Here is a 19565-nt window from a genome sequence, read left to right as displayed (position 1 = left end):
TATGACTGCCATCTACAAGGACGCGGGCTATCCCGTGCAGGAACGTGTCGCTGACTTACTGGCGCGTATGACCCCGGAAGAGAAATTCGCGCAGATGCACGCTTACTGGCTGATTCTCGATGAGAACGGGAACCATCGTGAACGCAGCGACCTCAGTGACGAATTTGCGGGTGTGAGTGAACAGGCCGCGTTAAGCGAACGGCTAAAACTCGGAGTTGGGCAAATCACCCGCCCGTTAGGAACGCATATTGTCGATGCCCACACCGGCGTGCGTGCGGCTAACAGGCTGCAACGGATGATGATTGAGGAAACCCGCCTCGGTATCCCGGCGCTGTTTCATGAGGAGTGTCTGGTCGGCCTGCTGTGCAAAGACGCGACGCTGTTCCCGTCATCCCTGAACTACGGTTCGACCTGGGACCCGGAGCTGGTCAAGCGCGCGGCGCAGCAGATTGGTCATGAGGCGCGTTCGGTGGGCTGTCAGCAGGGGCTGGCTCCGGTGCTGGATGTCTCCCGCGATGTGCGCTGGGGGCGTACCGAAGAGACGTTCGGCGAAGATCCGTGGCTGGTGGGCGTGATGGCGACGGCTTATGTCGAAGGACTGCAGGGCGAAAAACGCGATCTGCTCGCGACCCTCAAACACTATGTCGGCCACTCGTTTAGCGAAGGGGCGCGCAACCATGCCCCGGTCCATCTCGGTTTCTGCGAGCTGAACGACACCTTCCTGCTGCCATTTGAGATGGCGGTAAAACGGGCCAACGCCGGATCGGTGATGCCGGCCTATCATGATATCGACAATCAACCTGGCCACAGTGACAGCTTTTTGCTGACCACCGTTCTGCGCGAACAGTGGGGCTTCGACGGGATCGTGGTGGCCGACTACGGCGGTGTCAGCCTGCTGCATCAGCATCACGGCATTTCCCACGACGCGGCTGAGTCTGCTGCACTGGCCTTCAACGCCGGGCTGGACGTGGAGCTGCCGAAAGATGACTGCGCCCGCCATCTCGCGGAGGCGGTCGAACGCGGGCTGATTTCGATGGAGAAGATCGATGAAATCGTCTCCCGCGTGCTCAGCGAAAAATTCCGCTTAGGCTTGTTTGAGCATCCCTATACGCAAGAAGAGAATATCGATCTGCAGAATGCGCAAACCCGTCAGGTGGCGCGCGAGGTCGCGACCCGCTCGCTGACGCTGCTGGAAAACAACGGCGTGCTGCCGATATCCGGTAAACCGCGCGTGGCGGTCGTCGGGCCGACCGCTGACGATCCGCTGGCGCTGCTGAGCGGCTACAGCTTCCCGGTGCATCTGATCATCAGCGATATGGTCGAAGAGACCTCGCAGGTGACGACGCCGCTTGCCGCCCTGAAAAATTATCTCGGGGATGCTCAGGTTCGCTACGCCAAAGGTTGCCACATTATCGAGCACCGCATGGCGGGCGCGCCGGTCTTCCCTGGTGACAGCGGCGGCAAACCGATGCAGCAATCGCCAGTGTCGTTTGATACCAGCCTGATCCCGCAGGCAGTGCGCACAGCGCAGGAGAGCGATGTGGTGGTCGCCTGCGTGGGCGATCTGGCCGGATTATTCCAGAGTGGCACTGTCGGCGAAGGCTCTGATACGGACAGTCTCAACTTGCCTGGCGTGCAACAGCAACTGCTGGAAGCGCTGGTGGCGACTGGCAAACCGGTGGTGGTAGTCATGACTGGCGGGCGTCCATACAACCTGCAAGGTCTGGAAGATAAGGTCGCGGCCCTACTGCTGGCCTGGGCTCCAGGGCAGGAGGGCGGTTGGGCTATCGCCGACGTGCTGACTGGACGCGCTGAACCGCAGGGCCGCCTGGTGGTGAGTGTTCCGAAAAGCGCCGGAGCGATGCCGTACTACTACAACCACAAGCTGAAAAGCGGCGGCACGCCGTTCGCCTTCCACTTTGGTTCGCGTTATCCCTTCGGTTTTGGCCTCGGCTGGACACAATTCTCCTGCGAATCTGTGCGTCTTGCGCAAACCACTGTTCCAGTGGATGGCGAAGTGACCCTGAGCGTGGAAGTCAAAAACAGCGGTGAGCGCAGCGGTAGCGAAGTAGTGCAGGTGTATGTGCGCGACAAAGTGGCCTCGATGGTGCGTCCGTTGCAGGAACTCAAAGCGTTTCAGCGCGTGACGCTGTCGCCTGGCGAAACAGCGACGCTCACCGTCAGTCTACCGGTGGATATGTTTAACTTCACCCGGCGCGACGGCAAAAGAGTGGTCGAACCTGGCGAGTTTGAACTGCAGGTCGGTTTATCGTCGGCGGATATCCGCGGCGCGGTGACGGTGAATGTTTTCGGAGAGACGCATATATTGCCGAATGACTGGCGGATGCTGAGTTTGTGTGAGGTCAAACACGCGTAATCCGGATAAAAAAAAGCCCTTCGTGGGAGAAGGGCAAAGACTACACACAGCAATTCGTTGTTTCACTCAGGGGATTTCCATGCTTATAAATCAATGTGTTGATTCATAACCGTGAAGTAATAGTAGGTCATGCGAGGTTTTAGCGTCGATCAGATTCGTCTCAATAGTTTAAGAACTATGAAGATTTTGCGAGGTGAATGGCGTGATGATGCGGGGTGGGGCTGAGAAAAGTCCTAATACAGATTAGCCTGTCTTAAGTATCAGGCGGGTTTCCCCGCCTGAGGATTAATTACTGCTTATTCTTATCTTCAAGCTCATGCAGAACCACATCCGGGTCGGTTGCAGGCGCTGGGATTTCGTGAACCCACGCGGAGAACAGACGCCAGGTCACTGCCAGCAGTACAGGGCCGATAAACAGTCCGATCATGCCAAAGGCAATTAACCCGCCGATGACGCCGGAGAGGATAAGAATCAGCGGCAAATCTGCACCCATGCGAATCAGCATCGGACGGATAACGTTATCCATTGTTCCTACCACGCAGCTCCACACCAGCAGCACCGTGCCCCAGGTGGTATCGCCGCTCCAGTAGAGCCAGATAATGCAGGGAATGAGCACTAATAGCGGGCCAAGCTGTATCAGACAGGTGAGGATCATGATGACGGTGAGAATGGTTGCGTACGGCACGCCGGTGATCGCAAGCCCTATCCCGCCGAGAACCGCCTGCACCAGCGCTGTGACTACCACGCCCAGCGCCACGGCGCGCACGGCTTGCGCCGCCAACAGCACAGCAGCATCACCGCGAGTCCCCGCGAGGCGCGTCGCAAAATGACGCACGCCATGCGCAACTTGTTCACCGCGCCAGTAAAGCAGGGCGCTGAAGAGCAGCATCAGGGTACAGTGCATCATAAAGTGGCCGATATTGGCCGCCTGGGCGATAAACCAGGTGGTCGTCGTGCCGACGTACGGACGCACCTTCGCCATGATCGCGCTGCCGCCCATCTCCAGCAAGCTATGCCAGCCGCTGTAAAGCTTTGCGCCGACCAGTGGAATGCTGTTGAGCCACGCCAGATCCGGCACGGTCATCTCACCGCTGGTTATCCCGCGGATCACCGGCCCGCTGGTATCGACCAGGCTGTTAACCAGCAGCGCAATCGGAATAATGAAGACTAAAAAAAGCAGCAACGTCATCACCAGCACGGCGAGCGTACGGCGACCGAACAACAATTTCTGCAAGCGCAACAGCAGTGGCCAGGTGGCGACGACCACCGTACCTGCCCACGCAAATCCAAGGATGAACGGACGAACTATCCATAGACACGCAATGATCATGATGGCTAAAAACAGCACCGACAGCAGTATTTGCGCAACGTCCCTGGGCTGACGAGAAGTGACCATAAATGAAATTTACCTTAAATGAAGACCAGACAGTCTGGCCAAAACTGAAAACCGCATCCCTTAATCATTAGTGATTTCAGCGGTTTTTGACAGGCGAATTCTGCCCGTAATTCTGCTGGGCGTATAAGAAAAAAATGTGATACAACAATTCAAAGGCAAGTACAACGCAAACGATAAACAACTCTAATTAGGGTCTTCCGTAATGATCCCATTGATTTCTCAGGCACCCGGCGTCGTTCAGCTGGTGCTGACTTATTTGCAAGCACTGGAGCAACAGGGTTTTACAGGTGATACCGCCACCAATTATGCCGACAGGCTGACGATGGCGACCGACAACAGTATCTATCAGTTACTTCCCGATGCCGTCGTATTTCCTCGCTCGACCGCCGATGTGGCGCTGCTTTCTCGTATTGCCGCCCAGGAGCGTTTCGCCTCGCTGGTCTTTACGCCGCGCGGTGGCGGCACTGGCACCAATGGTCAGGCTCTGAATCAGGGCATCATCATTGATATGTCTCGTTACATGAACCGCATCATTGAGATAAACCCGGAAGAGGGCTGGGTGCGCGTCGAAGCGGGGGTGATTAAAGATCAGCTCAACCAGTTCCTGAAACCCTATGGTTACTTCTTTGCCCCGGAATTATCCACCAGCAACAGGGCGACACTTGGCGGGATGATTAACACCGATGCCTCCGGGCAGGGGTCGCTGGTGTACGGTAAAACCTCCGATCACGTGCTGGGCGTGCGCGCGGTTCTTTTGGGGGGCGACATTCTCGATACTCAGGCGATGCCGGTGCAACTGGCCGAAACCCTCGGGCAGGACAACACGGCGGTCGGGCGCATCTATCGCAGCGTGCTCGACAGCTGTCGCGATAATCGCCAGCTGATTCTGGATAAATTCCCGAAACTGAACCGTTTCCTGACCGGGTACGATCTGCGCCACGTCTTCAATGACGATCTCAGCGAGTTCAATCTCACCCGAATTCTGACCGGCTCGGAAGGCACGCTGGCCTTTATCACCGAAGCGCGTCTGGATATCACCCGTCTGCCAAAAGTGCGCCGTCTGGTCAACGTCAAATACAACTCCTTCGATGCTGCCCTGCGCAATGCGCCCTTTATGGTCGATGCGCGCGCGCTGTCGGTGGAAACCGTCGACTCGAAAGTGCTCAACCTGGCGCGGGAAGATATCGTCTGGCATTCGGTGAGAGAACTGATCACCGACGTGCCGGATAAAGAGATGCTGGGCCTGAACATTGTCGAATTTGCAGGCGATGATGAGGAACTTATCGATTCACAAGTTCAGACACTCTGTGCTCGCCTGGACGAACTGATCGCTCAGGGTGAAGGCGGGGTGATTGGCTGGCAGTTGTGTAACGATCTCTCGGGTATTGAACGAATTTACGCGATGCGTAAAAAAGCGGTCGGCCTGCTGGGGAATGCCAAAGGCGCGGCCAAACCGATCCCGTTTGCGGAAGATACCTGCGTGCCGCCGGAACATCTGGCGGATTATATTGTGGAGTTTCGCGCGCTCCTCGACAGCCACGGCCTGAGCTACGGCATGTTTGGCCATGTGGATGCGGGCGTGTTGCACGTGCGCCCGGCGCTGGACATGTGCGACCCACAGCAGGAGATCCTGATGAAACAGATCTCCGACGACGTGGTGGCGCTGACGGCAAAATACGGCGGCCTGCTGTGGGGCGAGCACGGAAAAGGCTTCCGCGCCGAGTACAGCCCGGCGTTCTTCGGCGAGCAGCTTTACGGCGAACTGCGCAAAATCAAAGCCGCGTTTGACCCGAAGAACCGTCTCAACCCCGGCAAAATCTGCCCGCCTGCAGGCGTGGACGATCCGATGATGCAGGTTGATGCGGTAAAACGCGGCACCTATGACCGCCAGATCCCGATTGCGGTGCGATCATCATGGCGTGGAGCGATGGAGTGTAACGGCAACGGCCTGTGTTTTAACTTCGACGTGAAAAGCCCGATGTGCCCGTCGATGAAAATCACCAGCAACCGTATTCACTCACCAAAAGGGCGGGCGACACTGGTGCGCGAATGGCTGCGTCTGCTGGCCGATCGCGGTGTCGATCCGTTGAAGTTAGAAAACGATCTGCCGGAAAAACGTGCAAGTTTGCGCACGCTGATCGAGCGTTCCAGGAACAGTTGGCATGCGAGTAAGGGCGAGTACGATTTCTCCCATGAAGTGAAAGAGGCGATGTCCGGCTGTCTGGCCTGTAAAGCCTGCTCGACACAATGTCCGATTAAAATCGACGTGCCGGAGTTCCGCTCGCGCTTCTTGCAGCTGTATCACTCCCGCTATCTGCGCCCGATGCGCGATCATCTGGTGGCGACGGTTGAAAGCTATGCGCCACTGATGGCGCGAGCGCCAAAGACCTTTAACTTCTTTATTAACCAGCCGCTGGTGCGCAAACTTTCCGAAAAACATATCGGGATGGTCGATCTGCCGCTGCTTTCAGCGCCTTCTCTGCAACGCCAGCTGGTTGGACATCGTTCGGCCAATATGACGCTGGAACAGCTGGAAGCCCTGAGCGATGAGCAAAAAGCGAAAACCGTGCTGGTGGTGCAGGACCCGTTTACCAGCTATTACGATGCGCAGGTAGTGGCCGATTTTGTTCGTCTGGTGGAGCGCGTCGGCTATCAGCCGGTGGTGCTGCCGTTCTCGCCTAACGGCAAGGCGCAGCACATCAAAGGCTTCCTTAATCGTTTTGCCAAAACGGCGCAGAAAACGTCAGATTTTCTGAACCGCATCGCGCAGTTGGGTATGCCGATGGTCGGCGTCGATCCGGCGCTGGTGCTCTGCTATCGCGATGAGTACAAACAGACGCTGGGCGACAAACGCGGTGATTTCAGCGTTATGCTGGTTCACGAATGGCTGCCCGCTGCGCTGCAATCTACTGTCGCGAAAGAGGTCAGCGGCGAAGCCTGGTATTTGTTCGGCCACTGTACGGAAGTCACGGCGTTGCCGGGCGCACCGGCGCAGTGGGCGTCTATTTTCGCGCGCTTTGGTGCGAAGCTGGAAAACGTCAGCGTCGGTTGCTGTGGTATGGCCGGAACCTACGGCCACGAAGTGAAAAACCATGCTAACTCGCTGGGGATCTATGAATTATCATGGCATCAGGCGATGCAGCGCCTGCCGCGTAATCGCTGTCTGGCGACGGGGTATTCCTGTCGCAGCCAGGTGAAACGCGTGGAAGGCAGCGGCGTTCGCCATCCATTGCAGGCTTTACTGGAGATTATGGGATGATCTGGAAACGTACCGTCACGCTTGAGGCGTTGAATGCGATGGGCCAGGGCAATATGGTCGGCCTGCTGGATATTCAGTTTACACGCATTGGCGAAAACGACCTGGAAGCCACCATGCCAGTGGACAGCCGCACGCATCAGCCGTTTGGTCTGCTGCACGGCGGCGCATCGGTGGTGCTGGCCGAAACCCTGGGATCGGTGGCGGGTTATCTCTGTACCGAAGGCGAGCACAAAGTGGTGGGGCTGGAGGTCAACGCCAACCACATTCGCTCCGTGCGCAGTGGGCGCGTGCGCGGTGTGTGTCGCGCACTCCACGCGGGAGGTCGTCATCAGGTGTGGCAAATCGACATTTTCGACGAGCAGGAGAGGCTGTGCTGCTCGTCGCGTCTGACGACGGCGGTGGTTTAAATTTCGGTAAACATCCGTGATGAATTGTCTTTGGTCAAAAATTGGTCAGGCGGAAGTGCTATACTGGTCAGGTTTTGTACATAGAGAGGATGTTATGGATACCGAAATGAACCCCACCCAACTGGCAGTAGAGTTTTTACGTCGCGATAAGAGCAACCTGTCTCCGGCGCAATACCTGAAAAAGCTGAAACAGCTTGAACTGGAGTTTGCCGATCTGCTCGCGCTCTCTTCAAACGAACTGAAAGAAGAGATCTACTTTGCCTGGCGGTTAGGCGTTCACGTCCATTAATCTCCCGCTTATTGAAAAGGCCGCTAATGCGGCCTTTTTTGTTTTTGTCCTTTGTGAGTTCAAGGTCTTATAACCACAAATGGATAATGGTTTATCTAAAATAAAGACCCTATAATCTCCATCCCTTTTCGAGTCTTAAGTTTAAGCTGGAGGATAAATGGAGCTTAGCCGGAGGCAGTTCTTTAAGATCTGCGCGGGCGGTATGGCAGGAACCACTGTTGCATCTCTCGGATTTTTATCATCATTTTCTGCGCACGCAGAAGCCCGTCAATACAAACTCTTAAAAGCAAAAGAGACGCGTAATAACTGTACATACTGCTCAGTCGGCTGCGGCATGCTGATGTACAGCCTCGGCGACACCGCCAAAAACGTCACAGAAAGTATCTATCACGTCGAAGGCGACCCGGATCATCCGGTCAGTCGCGGTTCCCTGTGTCCAAAAGGGGCCGGCGTGCTGGATTATATTCACAGCGACAACCGACTGTTGTATCCCGAATACCGCGCGCCTGGCTCTGATAAGTGGCAGCGAATCTCCTGGGATGAGGCGATCGAGCGCATCGCCCGGCTGATGAAAGCGGACCGCGACGCCAACTTCATCGAGAAAAACGCCCAGGGGCTGACGGTGAACCGCTGGACCACCACCGGCATGCTCTGCTCTTCGGCGGCCAGCAACGAAACCGGTATTCTCGACGGCAAATTTGCCCGCGCGCTGGGGATGGTCGCCATCGACTGCCAGGCACGCTTATGCCACGGCCCGACCGTCGCCGCGCTGGCCCCAACGTTCGGTCGTGGGGCAATGACCAATAACTGGGTCGATATCAAAAACGCCAACGTGGTACTGATCATGGGTGGCAACGCCGCCGAAGCGCACCCGGTCGGCTTCAAATGGGTTATTGAAGCGCAAACCAAAAACGACGCTACCGTAGTCGTCGTCGATCCGCGCTTTAACCGCAGCGCCGCGGTGGCGGATTTATATGCCCCGATCCGCGCCGGTTCCGACACCGCCTTTTTACTCGGCGCCATTCGCTATCTGATCGAACATGACGCCATTCAGCACGAATACGTGCGCGCCTACACCAACGCCAGCCTGATTATTCGCGATGACTACACCTTTGATGACGGTCTGTTCAGCGGGTACGACGCCGAAAAACGGCAGTACGACAAATCGAGCTGGTTCTACCAACTTGACGAGCAAGGGCACGCCCTGCGCGATGCGACGCTGAGCCATCCGCGCTGCGTCTGGAACTTACTCAAAGCGCACGTCGATCGCTACACGCCAGAAATGGTCAATCGTCTTTGCGGCACCTCGATCGATGACTTCAACCGCATCTGCGAGATCCTCGCCAGCACCAGCGTGCCGAATCGCACGGCGACCATTTTGTACGCGCTGGGCTGGACGCACCACTCGGCAGGCGCGCAGATCATCCGTGCCGCCGGAATGCTGCAACTCCTGCTCGGCAATATCGGCATGGCGGGAGGCGGGGTGAATGCCCTGCGCGGGCACTCCAATATTCAGGGCTATACCGATCTCGGTTTGCTCTCCACCAATCTGCCGGGGTACATGCCGCTGCCGTCGGAAAAACAGCCGGATTATCAAACCTATATTTCGCAAATTACGCCGCCAGCGCTTGGTCTGAATGAGGTCAACTACTGGCAAAATACGCCGAAATTCTTTATCAGCATGATGAAAAGTTTCTGGGGCGATCGCGCCACGGCGGAAAACAACTGGGGCTATGACTGGCTGCCGAAGTGGGACCGTCTGTACGACGTGATGACCCAGGCGAAGCTGATGCTCGACGGCAAAATTAACGGTTACATCGTGCAGGGCTTCAACCCGCTGGCGGCGTTCCCGGATAAGAACAAATCTGCGCGCGCGCTGGCGAAACTCAAGTACATGGTGGTGATCGACCCGCTGGTGACCGAATCCTCGACCTTCTGGCAGCACCACGGCGAGATGAACGACGTCGATCCGAAAGAGATTCAGACCGAAGTGTTCCGCCTGCCATCGTCCTGTTTTGCAGAAGAGGACGGCTCGATCGCCAACTCCGGCCGCTGGCTGCAGTGGCACTGGGCGGCGGCGGAGCCACCGGGTGAGGCGATGCACGACGGCAAAATTCTTGGGCGTCTGTTTACGCGCCTGCGTGAGCTGTATCAGCAGGAGGGCGGGGCAAATCCTGAGCCGGTGCTGAACATGTCGTGGAATTATAAAAATCCACGTGACCCGCATCCGGAAGAGATCGCCCGCGAAGCCAACGGCGTAGCGTTAGCCGATCTGTATGACGACAAAGGTCAGCTGATCGCCAAAAAAGGCCAGCAGCTCAGCAGCTTTGCGCAGCTGCGTGACGACGGCACGACCAGCAGCTTCTGCTGGGTGTACTGCGGGAGCTGGACCGAGCAGGGCAATCAGATGGCGAACCGCGACAACAGCGATCCCTATGGTCTGGGCTGCACGCCGGGCTGGGCGTGGTCGTGGCCCGCGAACCGCCGCATTCTCTATAACCGCGCGTCGGCGGATGTCGCCGGTAAACCCTGGGACCCGCAACGTGCGTTGCTGCACTGGGACGGAAAAAAGTGGGCTGGCATGGACGTGGCGGATTACAACGCCTCCGCACCGGGCACAAACGTCGGGCCGTTTATCATGAACCCGGAAGGGGTGGCGCGCCTGTTCTCCATCGACAAGATGAACGACGGCCCGTTCCCGGAACACTACGAACCGCTTGAATCGCCGATTGGCACCAATCCGCTGCACCCGAACGTGATCTCCAGCCCGGTGGCGCGCGTGTTCAAGGAAGACGTTGCCAATATGGGCCACGCGGCCGACTTCCCGTATGTCGCCACCACTTACTCGATCACCGAACTGTTCCGCCACTGGACCAAACATGCGCGGCTTAACGCCATTGCCCAGCCCGATCAGTTTATCGAGATGGGCGAAGCGCTGGCACAGCAGAAGGGTATCGTCGCCGGAGACGTGGTGAAAGTGACCTCGAAACGGGGGTATATCAAAGCCAAAGCGGTGGTCACCAAACGCCTGCAAACGCTGACCATTGATGGGCGTCAAATCGACACCATTGGCATTCCGTGTCACTGGGGCTTTGAAGGGGCTACGCGCAAAGGGTTCCTTGCCAATACGCTGACGCCGTCCGTCGGTGACGCCAACTCGCAAACGCCGGAATACAAAGCGTTTTTAGTCAACATCGAGAAGGCGTAAGGGAGGCCGCGTATGTCTATGCAATCACAAGATATTATCAAACGTTCGGCCACCAACGTCATGACCCCGCCGCCGCAGGCGCGGGATTTCAAAGCCGAAGTCGCGAAGCTTATCGACGTTTCGACCTGCATCGGCTGCAAAGGCTGTCAGGTGGCGTGCTCGGAGTGGAACGATATTCGCGACGAGGTCGGCGTGTGCGAGGGCGTATATGACAACCCGATGGATTTGAGTGCCAAATCCTGGACGGTGATGCGCTTTAGCGAAACCACGCAGAACAACAAACTGGAGTGGCTGATCCGCAAGGACGGCTGCATGCACTGCGCGGAGCCGGGCTGTCTGAAAGCTTGCCCGTCCGCCGGGGCGATCGTTCAGTACGCCAACGGGATTGTCGATTTTCAGTCTGAGCACTGCATCGGCTGCGGATACTGCATCGCCGGGTGTCCGTTCAATATTCCGCGTCTCAATCCTGACGACAACCGCGTCTACAAATGTACGCTGTGCGTGGATCGCGTCAGCGTCGGTCAGGAGCCGGCCTGCGTCAAAACCTGTCCGACCGGTGCAATTCATTTCGGCACTAAAAAAGAGATGCTGGAGCTGGGCGAATCGCGTGTGATGCAGCTGAAAAAACGCGGCTACGCGCATGCGGGCGTTTATAACCCGCAGGGTGTGGGCGGGACGCATGTCATGTACGTGCTGCATCACGCCGATCAGCCGGAGCTGTATCACAATCTGCCGACGGATCCGAAGATCAGTCTACCGGTGGATCTGTGGAAGGGGATCCTCAAGCCGCTCTCTGCCGCCGGGTTTATCGCCACCTTCGCGGGGCTGATTTACCACTACATTGGCGTGGGGCCAAACAAGGAGACGGACGACGACGAAGAGGAGAATCCGCATGAGTAAGAGCAAAATGATCCTGCGCACGAAGTTTATCGACCGCGCCTGTCACTGGACGGTGGTGATCTGTTTCTTCCTGGTGTCGTTATCCGGTATTGCGCTCTTTTTCCCGACGCTCCAGTGGCTGACGGAAACCTTCGGCACCCCGCAGATGGGGCGCATCTTGCATCCGTTTTTTGGCGTGCTGATCTTTTTCGCGCTGATGTTTATGTTTGTTCGCTTTGTGCATCACAACATTCCGGATAAGCAGGATCTGCCGTGGATCAAGGGCATTGTCGAAGTGCTGAAAGGCAACGAGCATAAGGTGGCGGATGTCGGGAAGTATAATGCCGGGCAGAAAATGATGTTCTGGAGCATTATGAGCCTGATTTTCGTCCTGCTGGCGACGGGGGTGATCATCTGGCGGCCTTACTTTACCCACTACTTCCCGATCTGGCTGGTGCGCTGGAGCCTGCTCATTCACGCCACGGCGGCGATTGTGCTGATCCACGCCATTCTGATTCATATCTACATGGCGTTCTGGGTGAAAGGCTCGATTACCGGCATGATCGAAGGGAAGGTGAGCCGCCGCTGGGCGAAGAAACACCATCCGCGCTGGTATCGTGAGGTTGAGGCGAAAGAGGAAGAGTAAAACGGGGTTGCCGGGTGGCGGCTGCGCCTTACCCGGCCTACATTTGAGGTTCTTGTTGCCGGGTGGTGGCGATGCCTTACCCCGCCTACGTTTGAGGTTCTTGTTGCCGGGTGGTGGCGATACCTTACCCGTCCAACGGTTGAGGTTTTTGTAGGCCGGGTAAGCGAAGCGCCACCCGGCAATACAGGCTAAACGTTCACCGCATCAATCAACCGGGTTTTCATCGACTGATACGCCGAGGCGGCGTAATCTTCCGCCCAGCGCTGATCGTCGATCGCCTCCAGCTGCACCGCGCAGTATTTCGTTTCCGGCGTTTTGGACGTCGGGTCGAGATTATCCTGCGTCAGTTCGTTGCAGGCTCCGATCCACCACTGATAAGTCATATAAACGGCACCTGCGTTAATACGTTCGCTGATGTTCGCTCGGGTGATCACTTTCCCGCGACGCGAACGTACCCAGACCAGCTGCCCGTCAGAAACACCAAGCGCATGCGCATCAACCGGATTCATCTGCACGCGCCCCGGTTCATCGGCCAGGCTTTGCAACGCGGCACAGTTGCCTGTCATTGAACGACACGAATAGTGGCCGACTTCACGCACCGTACACAGCACCAGCGGATAGTCCGCGTCCGGCACTTCCGCCGGCGCGCGCCATTCGGCGGCAAACAGCTGGCCTTTGCCATTTGGCGTATCGAACTGATTGTCTTTGTACAGGTACGGCGTGCCGGGGTGATCCAACGTTGGGCACGGCCATTGAATGTGGCCCATTTCGCCCATTTTTTCGTAGGTCACGCCGAAGAACAGCGGGCACAGATCGCGCATTTCGTCCCATATTTGCTGGTTGGAATCGTAATGCATCGGATAGCCCATCGCGCTGGCGAGCAGGCTGATGATCTCCCAGTCACGCTTGACGTTCCCACTGGCCTCGATCGCTTTGCCGAAGCGCTGGAAGCCGCGGTCCGCGCAGGTGAAGACGCCGCCGTGCTCGCCCCATGAAGTGGCTGGTAGCAACACATCCGCCACTTCAGCGGTTTTGGTCATGAAAATGTCCTGGACGACCACGAAATCGAGCGCTTCAAAGCCGCGGCGTACCAGGCCGAGATCGGCTTCGGTCTGGAGCGGATCTTCACCCATGATGTAATAGGCTTTGATTTTGCCTTCCAGCGCCAGATGCGGCACTTCAGTGATGCGCGTCCCGACCTGGTCATCCATGTCGTTGACGTTAATTCCCCATGCATCGGCGAACTTCGTGCGCACGGCGGCGTCGGTCACATCCTGATAGCCGGGGAACATATTTGGCAGCACGCCCATATCGCACGCACCCTGGACGTTGTTTTGTCCGCGAACCGGGCCGACACCCACGGCAGGGCGGCCAAGATTGCCGGTCAGTAACGCCAGACTGGAAAGGCCTTTCACCACATCCACAGCCTGACCGAACTGAGTCACGCCCATGCCCCACATCACCGTCGCGGACGGTGCAGCGGCAAAGGTGCGCATCGCCTGACGCACATCCCGCGCCGAAACACCGGTCAGATGCTCGACCTTTTCAGGTGCATAATCGTTAACCGTCTGACGATAGGCATCGAGGCCATCCGCGAAGCGCGCGACGTAGTTTTTGTCGTACAGCTCCTCTTCCAGCAGGACGTAGCCAAAGGCATTGACCAGCGCCATATTGCTGCCGTTATTGAGCTGTAAATGCTGATCGGCGATGCGCGCTGTTTCAATACGGCGCGGATCGCAGACGATGATCTTCGCGCCATTCTGGCGGGCTTTAAGCACCCGGCGCGCCACGATAGGGTGCGAATCCGCACAGTTATAACCAAACACCAACAGGCATTTTGAGTTCTCAATATCGTTAATCGAGTTACTCATCGCCCCGTTGCCCAATGTTTCCTGTAAACCCGCCACCGATGGCCCGTGGCAGACGCGGGCGCAGCAGTCCACGTTATTGGTGTTAAGGACACCGCGGGCAAATTTCTGCATCACGTAGTTGGTTTCGTTGCCGGTTCCGCGTGAGGAGCCAGTGGTCATAATGGATCGCGGGCCATGCTGTTCTTTGATCGCTTTCAGTTTGCTGGCGGTGTAGCGGATGGCTTCTTCCCAGGTGACAGGGGTGAATTTGTCGCCTTTGTGGTAGCGGATCATCGGCTGGGTGAGGCGAGGGGTGAGTAGACGGGTATCGTTAAGAAAGTCCCAGCCGTAAAAACCTTTCAGGCACAGGGTACCCTGGTTAGTGACGCCATCAGCGGCTTCGGCACGGATGATACTATTGTTCTCGACCACGAGATTTAATTTACAGCCTGCGCCACAGTAGGGGCAGACGCTTGCGATTTTTTTCATCAATAACAGACCTGTTAAGAGTGAATGAGCGTCATCTGACATCCTGCCTAAAGCAGGTTCTGTGCCAGAATTTCATTCTATTGATTTAACAGGTTTTATTGATTTTTGAGCCGCACGCTCGACATGACATTCGACAGAAGTGTCGACAAAATGAGAAGGCCAGTGAGAAACCGCTACGGTGGCAATAATCTCGTCTGGCCTGTCTGGCGGGAAATTGTGTTTTTAGATATCGTCCATGGTATAGCCAACCACAATTTCCAGAGTCTTACGGATCACATCGGCGGTCACCACATCTTCGGTGGTTTCGAGCGCGGTGATCAGCCATAAAATAATGGCTTTATTGGTCAGATGTCCTTCTGACGCCATAATGCTGCTAACTGCGGTAGCAAAAAGGGCCGACTCTTCAGCCAGTCGGTCACCAGAATTACGGAAATACTCAGACAGAGGGTTGTCGTAAAAACCAGCATACAAAGCGGGTTGAACCTGAATATTTTGTCTCATTTATTCTCACCGTAAGGGGTTATTGATCGGTTGCTGTTAATGGATATTGTTTCTGCCGCCGGGCTTACCATCACCAAATAGCGGGAAAACGTTATCCTTTTGCTCACTTTTCATACCGTTCAGATCCCTCTGAGGACGCGCTTTTTTTCGCTGCGCAAACGGCGTATTGCTGGCGTTGATTTCCAGAATCACCGCCGCAAGCGCTTCACAACGGCGCGGATCGCTCTCCCGCGCTGCCATGTCCTGCAATCTCTTCACAAGAGATTGTTTACTGACAGGACCGTGCTCTTTTAAAAGAGACAAAACGGCCTCGCCAATGAGTTCATCTGTTAGTTGCTCTGTTTCACTTCTGTTCATAACTGCATCTCTGATCGCCGCAGGTTGACGTCCCGCACTGCGGCATTAAGTCAGAACCCTTGCTTGGGGTCTGCTGAAGATTGCCAGGTCTTACTGAAGCCTGAAACGTTCCTTCGTCATAATTGACTTTAAAACCAGGTGGTCTGTTAAATGGGTTTGCTATTGGGTCTTAACGATCAAATAGCAAACCAATCAATGTGTGGTAATGGGTCTCTTCTTCCGGGCCTGATGCTGTATCGAGGCGGCTAAGAAGCTTGGTGCACAGGGTCTTACGATTCAGATTGCGGCCATCACTCAGGATCTCCACCACAATTTGTCCGAGCGTTTCCTGCTGTGTCGGCAGCGCGGCTTTCTCAAAATACTGGACAATGGCGTTGCCACTGTCGGGAATGTAGCTGTTCTGACGCATGTATCACTCCTGTAAAATTAAGTAGTCAGCTAAGTTACAATTTAAGTTATACGTTTTTTTAAAAGCTGTACATTTTTGGTGTACAGTTTTTAACGTTAATTTTGATCAAAAAGTGCTATTCATTTATTATCAGGTAGTTACAAGAGAAATCATCTCTTAACAGTACAGAATATATTGTACAAGATGTTTCACTCTGAAAATGTGTCCTACACGGGAGGTGGAACAGCAGATTGCAGCTAAACTGACTGGGGTGTGAAATGTTTGTTAATTAATGTGGTATAACAACGACCTGGGCACTTCGTGTGTCAACGGCAACGCCCCTTTAAACTCCCGGAAAAACTATGCTCACGACAATAATTTACCGCAGTCATCTGTGCGAAAACGTTCCGGTAAAAGCGCTGGAAGAGATGGTCGCGGCGGCCAATATTAAAAACGGGGAATCCGATGTCACCGGGATTTTACTGTTTAACGGCACCCATTTCTTTCAACTTCTGGAAGGCCCTGAAGAGAGTGTTTTCCGGATCTATAACAACATTTGTCATGACAAACGCCATTACAACCTGGTGGAACTGCTGTGCGATTACGCTCCGTCTCGGCGCTTTGGCAAAGCAGGCATGGAGCTGTTTGATTTAAGAACCTATGAGCGGGAAGAAGTGCTCCAGCACGTTCTTGATAAAGGGACGACAAAGTATCAATTGACCTACAACGATCGCGCGCTGCAATTCTTCCGAACCTTTGTCGAAGCCACGGAAAAAGAGAATTACTACGAAATACCTGACGGCAGCAGCTGGGATTTTATTGCGGACGACGACGCTAATCCGGCGCGTTCCATTGAGGTGGATGAAACGGCGGATTGCGGCTTTGCATTTCAGCCTATTGTTGACCCGTTCGCCCAGCAGGTGGTCTCCTTCGAGGCGCTGATCCGCACAGCAGACGGCGGCTCTCCGCAAGCGTACTTTAACGCGTTTTCCGGCAACGATATTTACGCAGCGGATCTCCAGAGTAAGAAGATGGCGTTTGCGATGGCGGGAAAATTGGGCCTGAAAGAACAGGCGTTATCCGTTAACTTATTGCCGATGACGCTGGTGAATGTGCCCGGCGCGGTGGGTTTCTTGTTGAATGAGATTGAAGCCAACGGCCTGGTACCTGAGCAGATCGTGGTCGAGTTTACCGAGAGCGAAGTTATCTCGCGCTTTGATGAATTTAAAGACGCGGTCCGGCAGCTAAAAAGCGCCGGTATCAGCGTGGCTATCGATCACTTTGGCGCGGGATTCGCAGGGCTTTTGCTGCTGGCACAATTTCAGCCCGACAGAATCAAAATAAATCGCGATCTGGTGGCGGACGTTCACCGCAGCGGGCCTCGTCAGGCGATTATTCAGGCGATCATCAAATGCTGTTCTTCACTCGAAATTTTGGTGTGCGCGGTGGGTGTCGAAAAAGCCGAAGAGTGGATGTGGCTTGAGTCGGCAGGGATTTCTCAGTTCCAGGGACATCTGTTTGCCAGCCCGTGCTTCGCCGGAATACCGTCGATTGCGTGGCCAGAGAAAAAAGCGGGAATGTAAGCAACGCTAAACTCGAAACAGCTGTACAAAAAAACCAGCGTCAGGGAATCTTGTACAAAATGGGCTTGAACCCTGATGATTTGTTAGTTATACAATGAATTTGTACAATCTGCTAAAATTGAACAGGTTTGGTATGGACGTTTTGCGTTTAAGCATGAGGGAGTTAATGGCCTTATACAGTATCGGCGAAGTCGCCGAACGATGCGGAATCAACCCCGTCACACTCCGCGCCTGGCAGCGTCGCTACGGTTTATTAAAACCGCAACGCAGTGAAGGGGGCCATCGTCAGTTTGACGAAGAGGATATCCAGCGCATCGAAGAGATCAAGCGTCTGATGAAAACCGGCATTTCCGTCGGCAAAGTCAAGGCACTGCTTGAGGTTGGCCCTCGTACGGTGGACAGCAACTGGATAGCATTCCAGGAAGAGATGATGACGGTCCTGCGTTACGCCAGCCCTGCGAAACTGCGCGCTAAAATTTCTGAATTCCGCCGCGACCACGCCATTGACGCCATCATCGACCACATTTTCATTCCTGTTCGTCAGCGTTTAAGCCTGGATCACAATACCGCCCGCCATATGTCCAGCCTGTTGGACGGCGTGCTGATTGATTTCATCGCCATGCTTCTGGCCGACGCGCGCAAAAAGCCGGGCAAAGAAGCATTGCTGATCGGCTGGGATACGGATGATCGCACACGTTTGTGGCTCGAAGCAGGGCGTTTGTCGCAGCAGGGATGGCATATTGATGTGATGGCGGAGCCGATTGACTCGCCAAAACCGGAGCTGTTCCCCGGTCAAAAACTCTTTGTCTGGACCGGCCTTGCGCCGTCAAGACGTCAGCAGGAACAGTTAGACCACTGGCGAGAACAAGGTTTCTCCGTCTCTTTCATCGAAGGCTAACCGTCCCGCTGATGCAGAGAAGGCCCTTTCGGGCCTGACTTAATTGACTTATTTTCGGCCTACCAGTAAACCAATAATCAATCCAATCGCACCCGCTGCCATCAGCCCGGTCAACGGGTTATCGCGGACTCTGTCCGAAACTTCTGACGCGACATCGGATGCCTGCGCTGCGTATTTACGTGCCGCACCTTTCAACTGATGCTTCGGCGAATCGACCACATCGCCAAACTGGTATTGCGCTTCACCCGCAACTTCATCAGCTTTATTCAGGGCTTTTTTCGCCAGGCGATCGGCTTCGTTTTGAAGGTCTTGTGATGACATGGTTATCTCCTTTTGGTGTCCCCATAAAGTCTAGTCGCTGTAAGCCTGAGCGCTGACGATTCGGTGTTTTCCTGGAAATTTCCAACCGATTAAATAAATAGGTATTCCCGATGCATATTTTCCCCTTGCGCAAAAAATGCGAAATATGCTGGATAAATGCTTTATACATCAATTAATTAAACAATTTTGACATAGCCTAATGGCCTGCGTAGTAGGGTCTATGCTTAATAAAAGTAGCCAAAAAGGGCGGTTTAGGTGAAAGCCCCTGCTATCAGGGGGTTGAAGTGATAATCGTTATCACTAACATGGTGTAATGCCCCTGGTGGCTTAATAGATGAGGTGGACCTATGGAATTGCATTCAGAAACCTTTAATCCCGCTGATTTCGCCTGGCGTGGTTTGACGCTGACGCCAACGGCAGCGGCGCATATTCACGAGCTGATAGCGAAAAAACCGGACATTGTGGGTTTGCGTTTAGGTGTTAAACAGACTGGCTGTGCCGGATTCGGCTATGTACTGGATACGGTCAGCGTGCCCGAAAAAGACGATCTGGTCTTCGAAACCGACGGCGCTAAGCTGTTCGTTGCGCTGCAGGCGATGCCGTTTATCGATGGCACTGAAGTCGATTACGTGCGCGAAGGCTTAAACCAGTTATTCAAATTCAATAACCCAAAAGCGCAGAATGAATGCGGCTGCGGCGAAAGCTTTGGGGTATAGG

The 19565-nt window shown here is 55.1% G+C and carries 16 protein-coding genes and 1 other RNA gene; 10 read left to right on the top strand and 7 right to left on the bottom strand.

Annotation, left to right across the window (positions count from 1 at the left end):
- Position 1 precedes the first annotated feature (1 nt).
- On the top strand, positions 2–2377 hold the full coding sequence (locus C3708_RS06980) for a glycoside hydrolase family 3 N-terminal domain-containing protein (RefSeq protein WP_103948490.1): 2376 nt from the start codon (positions 2–4) through the stop codon (positions 2375–2377).
- A gap of 5 nt (positions 2378–2382) precedes the next feature.
- Here C3708_RS06980 and rprA read toward each other — a convergent pair.
- Positions 2383–2490: antisense sRNA RprA (rprA, locus tag C3708_RS06975), an RNA gene on the bottom strand.
- A 176-nt stretch (positions 2491–2666) separates the two neighbouring features.
- On the bottom strand, positions 2667–3773 hold the full coding sequence (gene ydiK, locus C3708_RS06970) for an AI-2E family transporter YdiK (protein WP_103948489.1): 1107 nt from the start codon (positions 3771–3773) through the stop codon (positions 2667–2669).
- Positions 3774–3975: 202 nt separating this feature from the next.
- Between ydiK and C3708_RS06965 the strand changes: the two genes are divergently transcribed.
- From C3708_RS06965 to fdnI, 6 genes are all read left to right on the top strand, one after another.
- Positions 3976–7032: an FAD-binding and (Fe-S)-binding domain-containing protein gene (locus C3708_RS06965; protein ID WP_103948488.1), complete on the top strand. Its 3057-nt coding sequence runs from the start codon at positions 3976–3978 to the stop codon at positions 7030–7032.
- Complete coding sequence (menI, locus tag C3708_RS06960) at positions 7029–7439, top strand: 1,4-dihydroxy-2-naphthoyl-CoA hydrolase (protein ID WP_095281743.1); 411 nt, start codon at positions 7029–7031, stop codon at positions 7437–7439. The genes C3708_RS06965 and menI overlap by 4 nt, the downstream gene beginning before the upstream one ends.
- Before the next feature lie 94 nt (positions 7440–7533).
- Positions 7534–7728: a YdiH family protein gene (locus C3708_RS06955; protein WP_095281744.1), complete on the top strand. Its 195-nt coding sequence runs from the start codon at positions 7534–7536 to the stop codon at positions 7726–7728.
- Between the two features lie 157 nt (positions 7729–7885).
- A complete protein-coding gene (gene fdnG / locus C3708_RS06950; protein WP_103948487.1) occupies positions 7886–10936 on the top strand; it encodes a formate dehydrogenase-N subunit alpha in 3051 nt (1016 codons plus the stop codon).
- A gap of 12 nt (positions 10937–10948) precedes the next feature.
- Positions 10949–11836, top strand: coding sequence for a formate dehydrogenase subunit beta (gene fdxH, locus C3708_RS06945; RefSeq protein WP_103948486.1), 888 nt, complete (start codon positions 10949–10951; stop codon positions 11834–11836).
- Positions 11829–12461 carry a formate dehydrogenase-N subunit gamma gene (gene fdnI / locus C3708_RS06940; RefSeq protein ID WP_095281747.1) on the top strand — a complete coding sequence of 211 codons (633 nt, stop codon included), beginning with the start codon at positions 11829–11831 and terminating at the stop codon, positions 12459–12461. Before fdxH ends, fdnI begins: the two co-directional genes overlap by 8 nt.
- A gap of 188 nt (positions 12462–12649) precedes the next feature.
- On the opposite strand, the gene fdhF is transcribed toward fdnI, so the two are convergent.
- From fdhF to ycgZ, 4 genes are all read right to left on the bottom strand, one after another.
- Positions 12650–14800, bottom strand: a complete 2151-nt coding sequence (fdhF, locus tag C3708_RS06935) for a formate dehydrogenase subunit alpha (protein ID WP_103948485.1) — start codon at positions 14798–14800, stop codon at positions 12650–12652.
- 222 nt (positions 14801–15022) lie between these two features.
- Positions 15023–15301, bottom strand: a complete 279-nt coding sequence (locus C3708_RS06930; protein ID WP_165790603.1) for a biofilm development regulator YmgB/AriR family protein — start codon at positions 15299–15301, stop codon at positions 15023–15025.
- A gap of 36 nt (positions 15302–15337) precedes the next feature.
- Positions 15338–15658, bottom strand: coding sequence for a hypothetical protein (locus tag C3708_RS06925; protein ID WP_103946443.1), 321 nt, complete (start codon positions 15656–15658; stop codon positions 15338–15340).
- A gap of 169 nt (positions 15659–15827) precedes the next feature.
- Entirely contained in the window at positions 15828–16067 is a 240-nt protein-coding gene (gene ycgZ, locus C3708_RS06920) for a regulatory protein YcgZ (RefSeq protein WP_095281750.1), read from the bottom strand.
- 341 nt (positions 16068–16408) lie between these two features.
- Here ycgZ and C3708_RS06915 point away from each other — a divergent pair, with 341 nt between their 5' ends.
- Positions 16409–17629, top strand: coding sequence for a diguanylate phosphodiesterase (locus C3708_RS06915; RefSeq protein WP_095281751.1), 1221 nt, complete (start codon positions 16409–16411; stop codon positions 17627–17629).
- Between the two features lie 166 nt (positions 17630–17795).
- On the top strand, positions 17796–18527 hold the full coding sequence (locus C3708_RS06910; RefSeq protein ID WP_095281752.1) for a MerR family transcriptional regulator: 732 nt from the start codon (positions 17796–17798) through the stop codon (positions 18525–18527).
- Between the two features lie 48 nt (positions 18528–18575).
- On the opposite strand, the gene C3708_RS06905 is transcribed toward C3708_RS06910, so the two are convergent.
- The gene (locus C3708_RS06905; protein WP_095281753.1) at positions 18576–18848 is read right to left on the bottom strand and encodes a YqjD family protein; all 273 of its coding nucleotides are present in this window, start codon (positions 18846–18848) and stop codon (positions 18576–18578) included.
- 347 nt (positions 18849–19195) lie between these two features.
- On the opposite strand from C3708_RS06905, the gene sufA reads away from it, so the two are divergent.
- Complete coding sequence (gene sufA, locus C3708_RS06900; RefSeq protein WP_095281754.1) at positions 19196–19564, top strand: Fe-S cluster assembly scaffold SufA; 369 nt, start codon at positions 19196–19198, stop codon at positions 19562–19564.
- Position 19565: the final 1 nt, after the last annotated feature.

Origin of the sequence: Lelliottia sp. 7254-16 (assembly GCF_002922995.1) — a bacterium.
Classification (GTDB): domain Bacteria; phylum Pseudomonadota; class Gammaproteobacteria; order Enterobacterales; family Enterobacteriaceae; genus Enterobacter; species Enterobacter jeotgali.
This window is presented reverse-complemented; position numbering and strand designations above follow the sequence as displayed.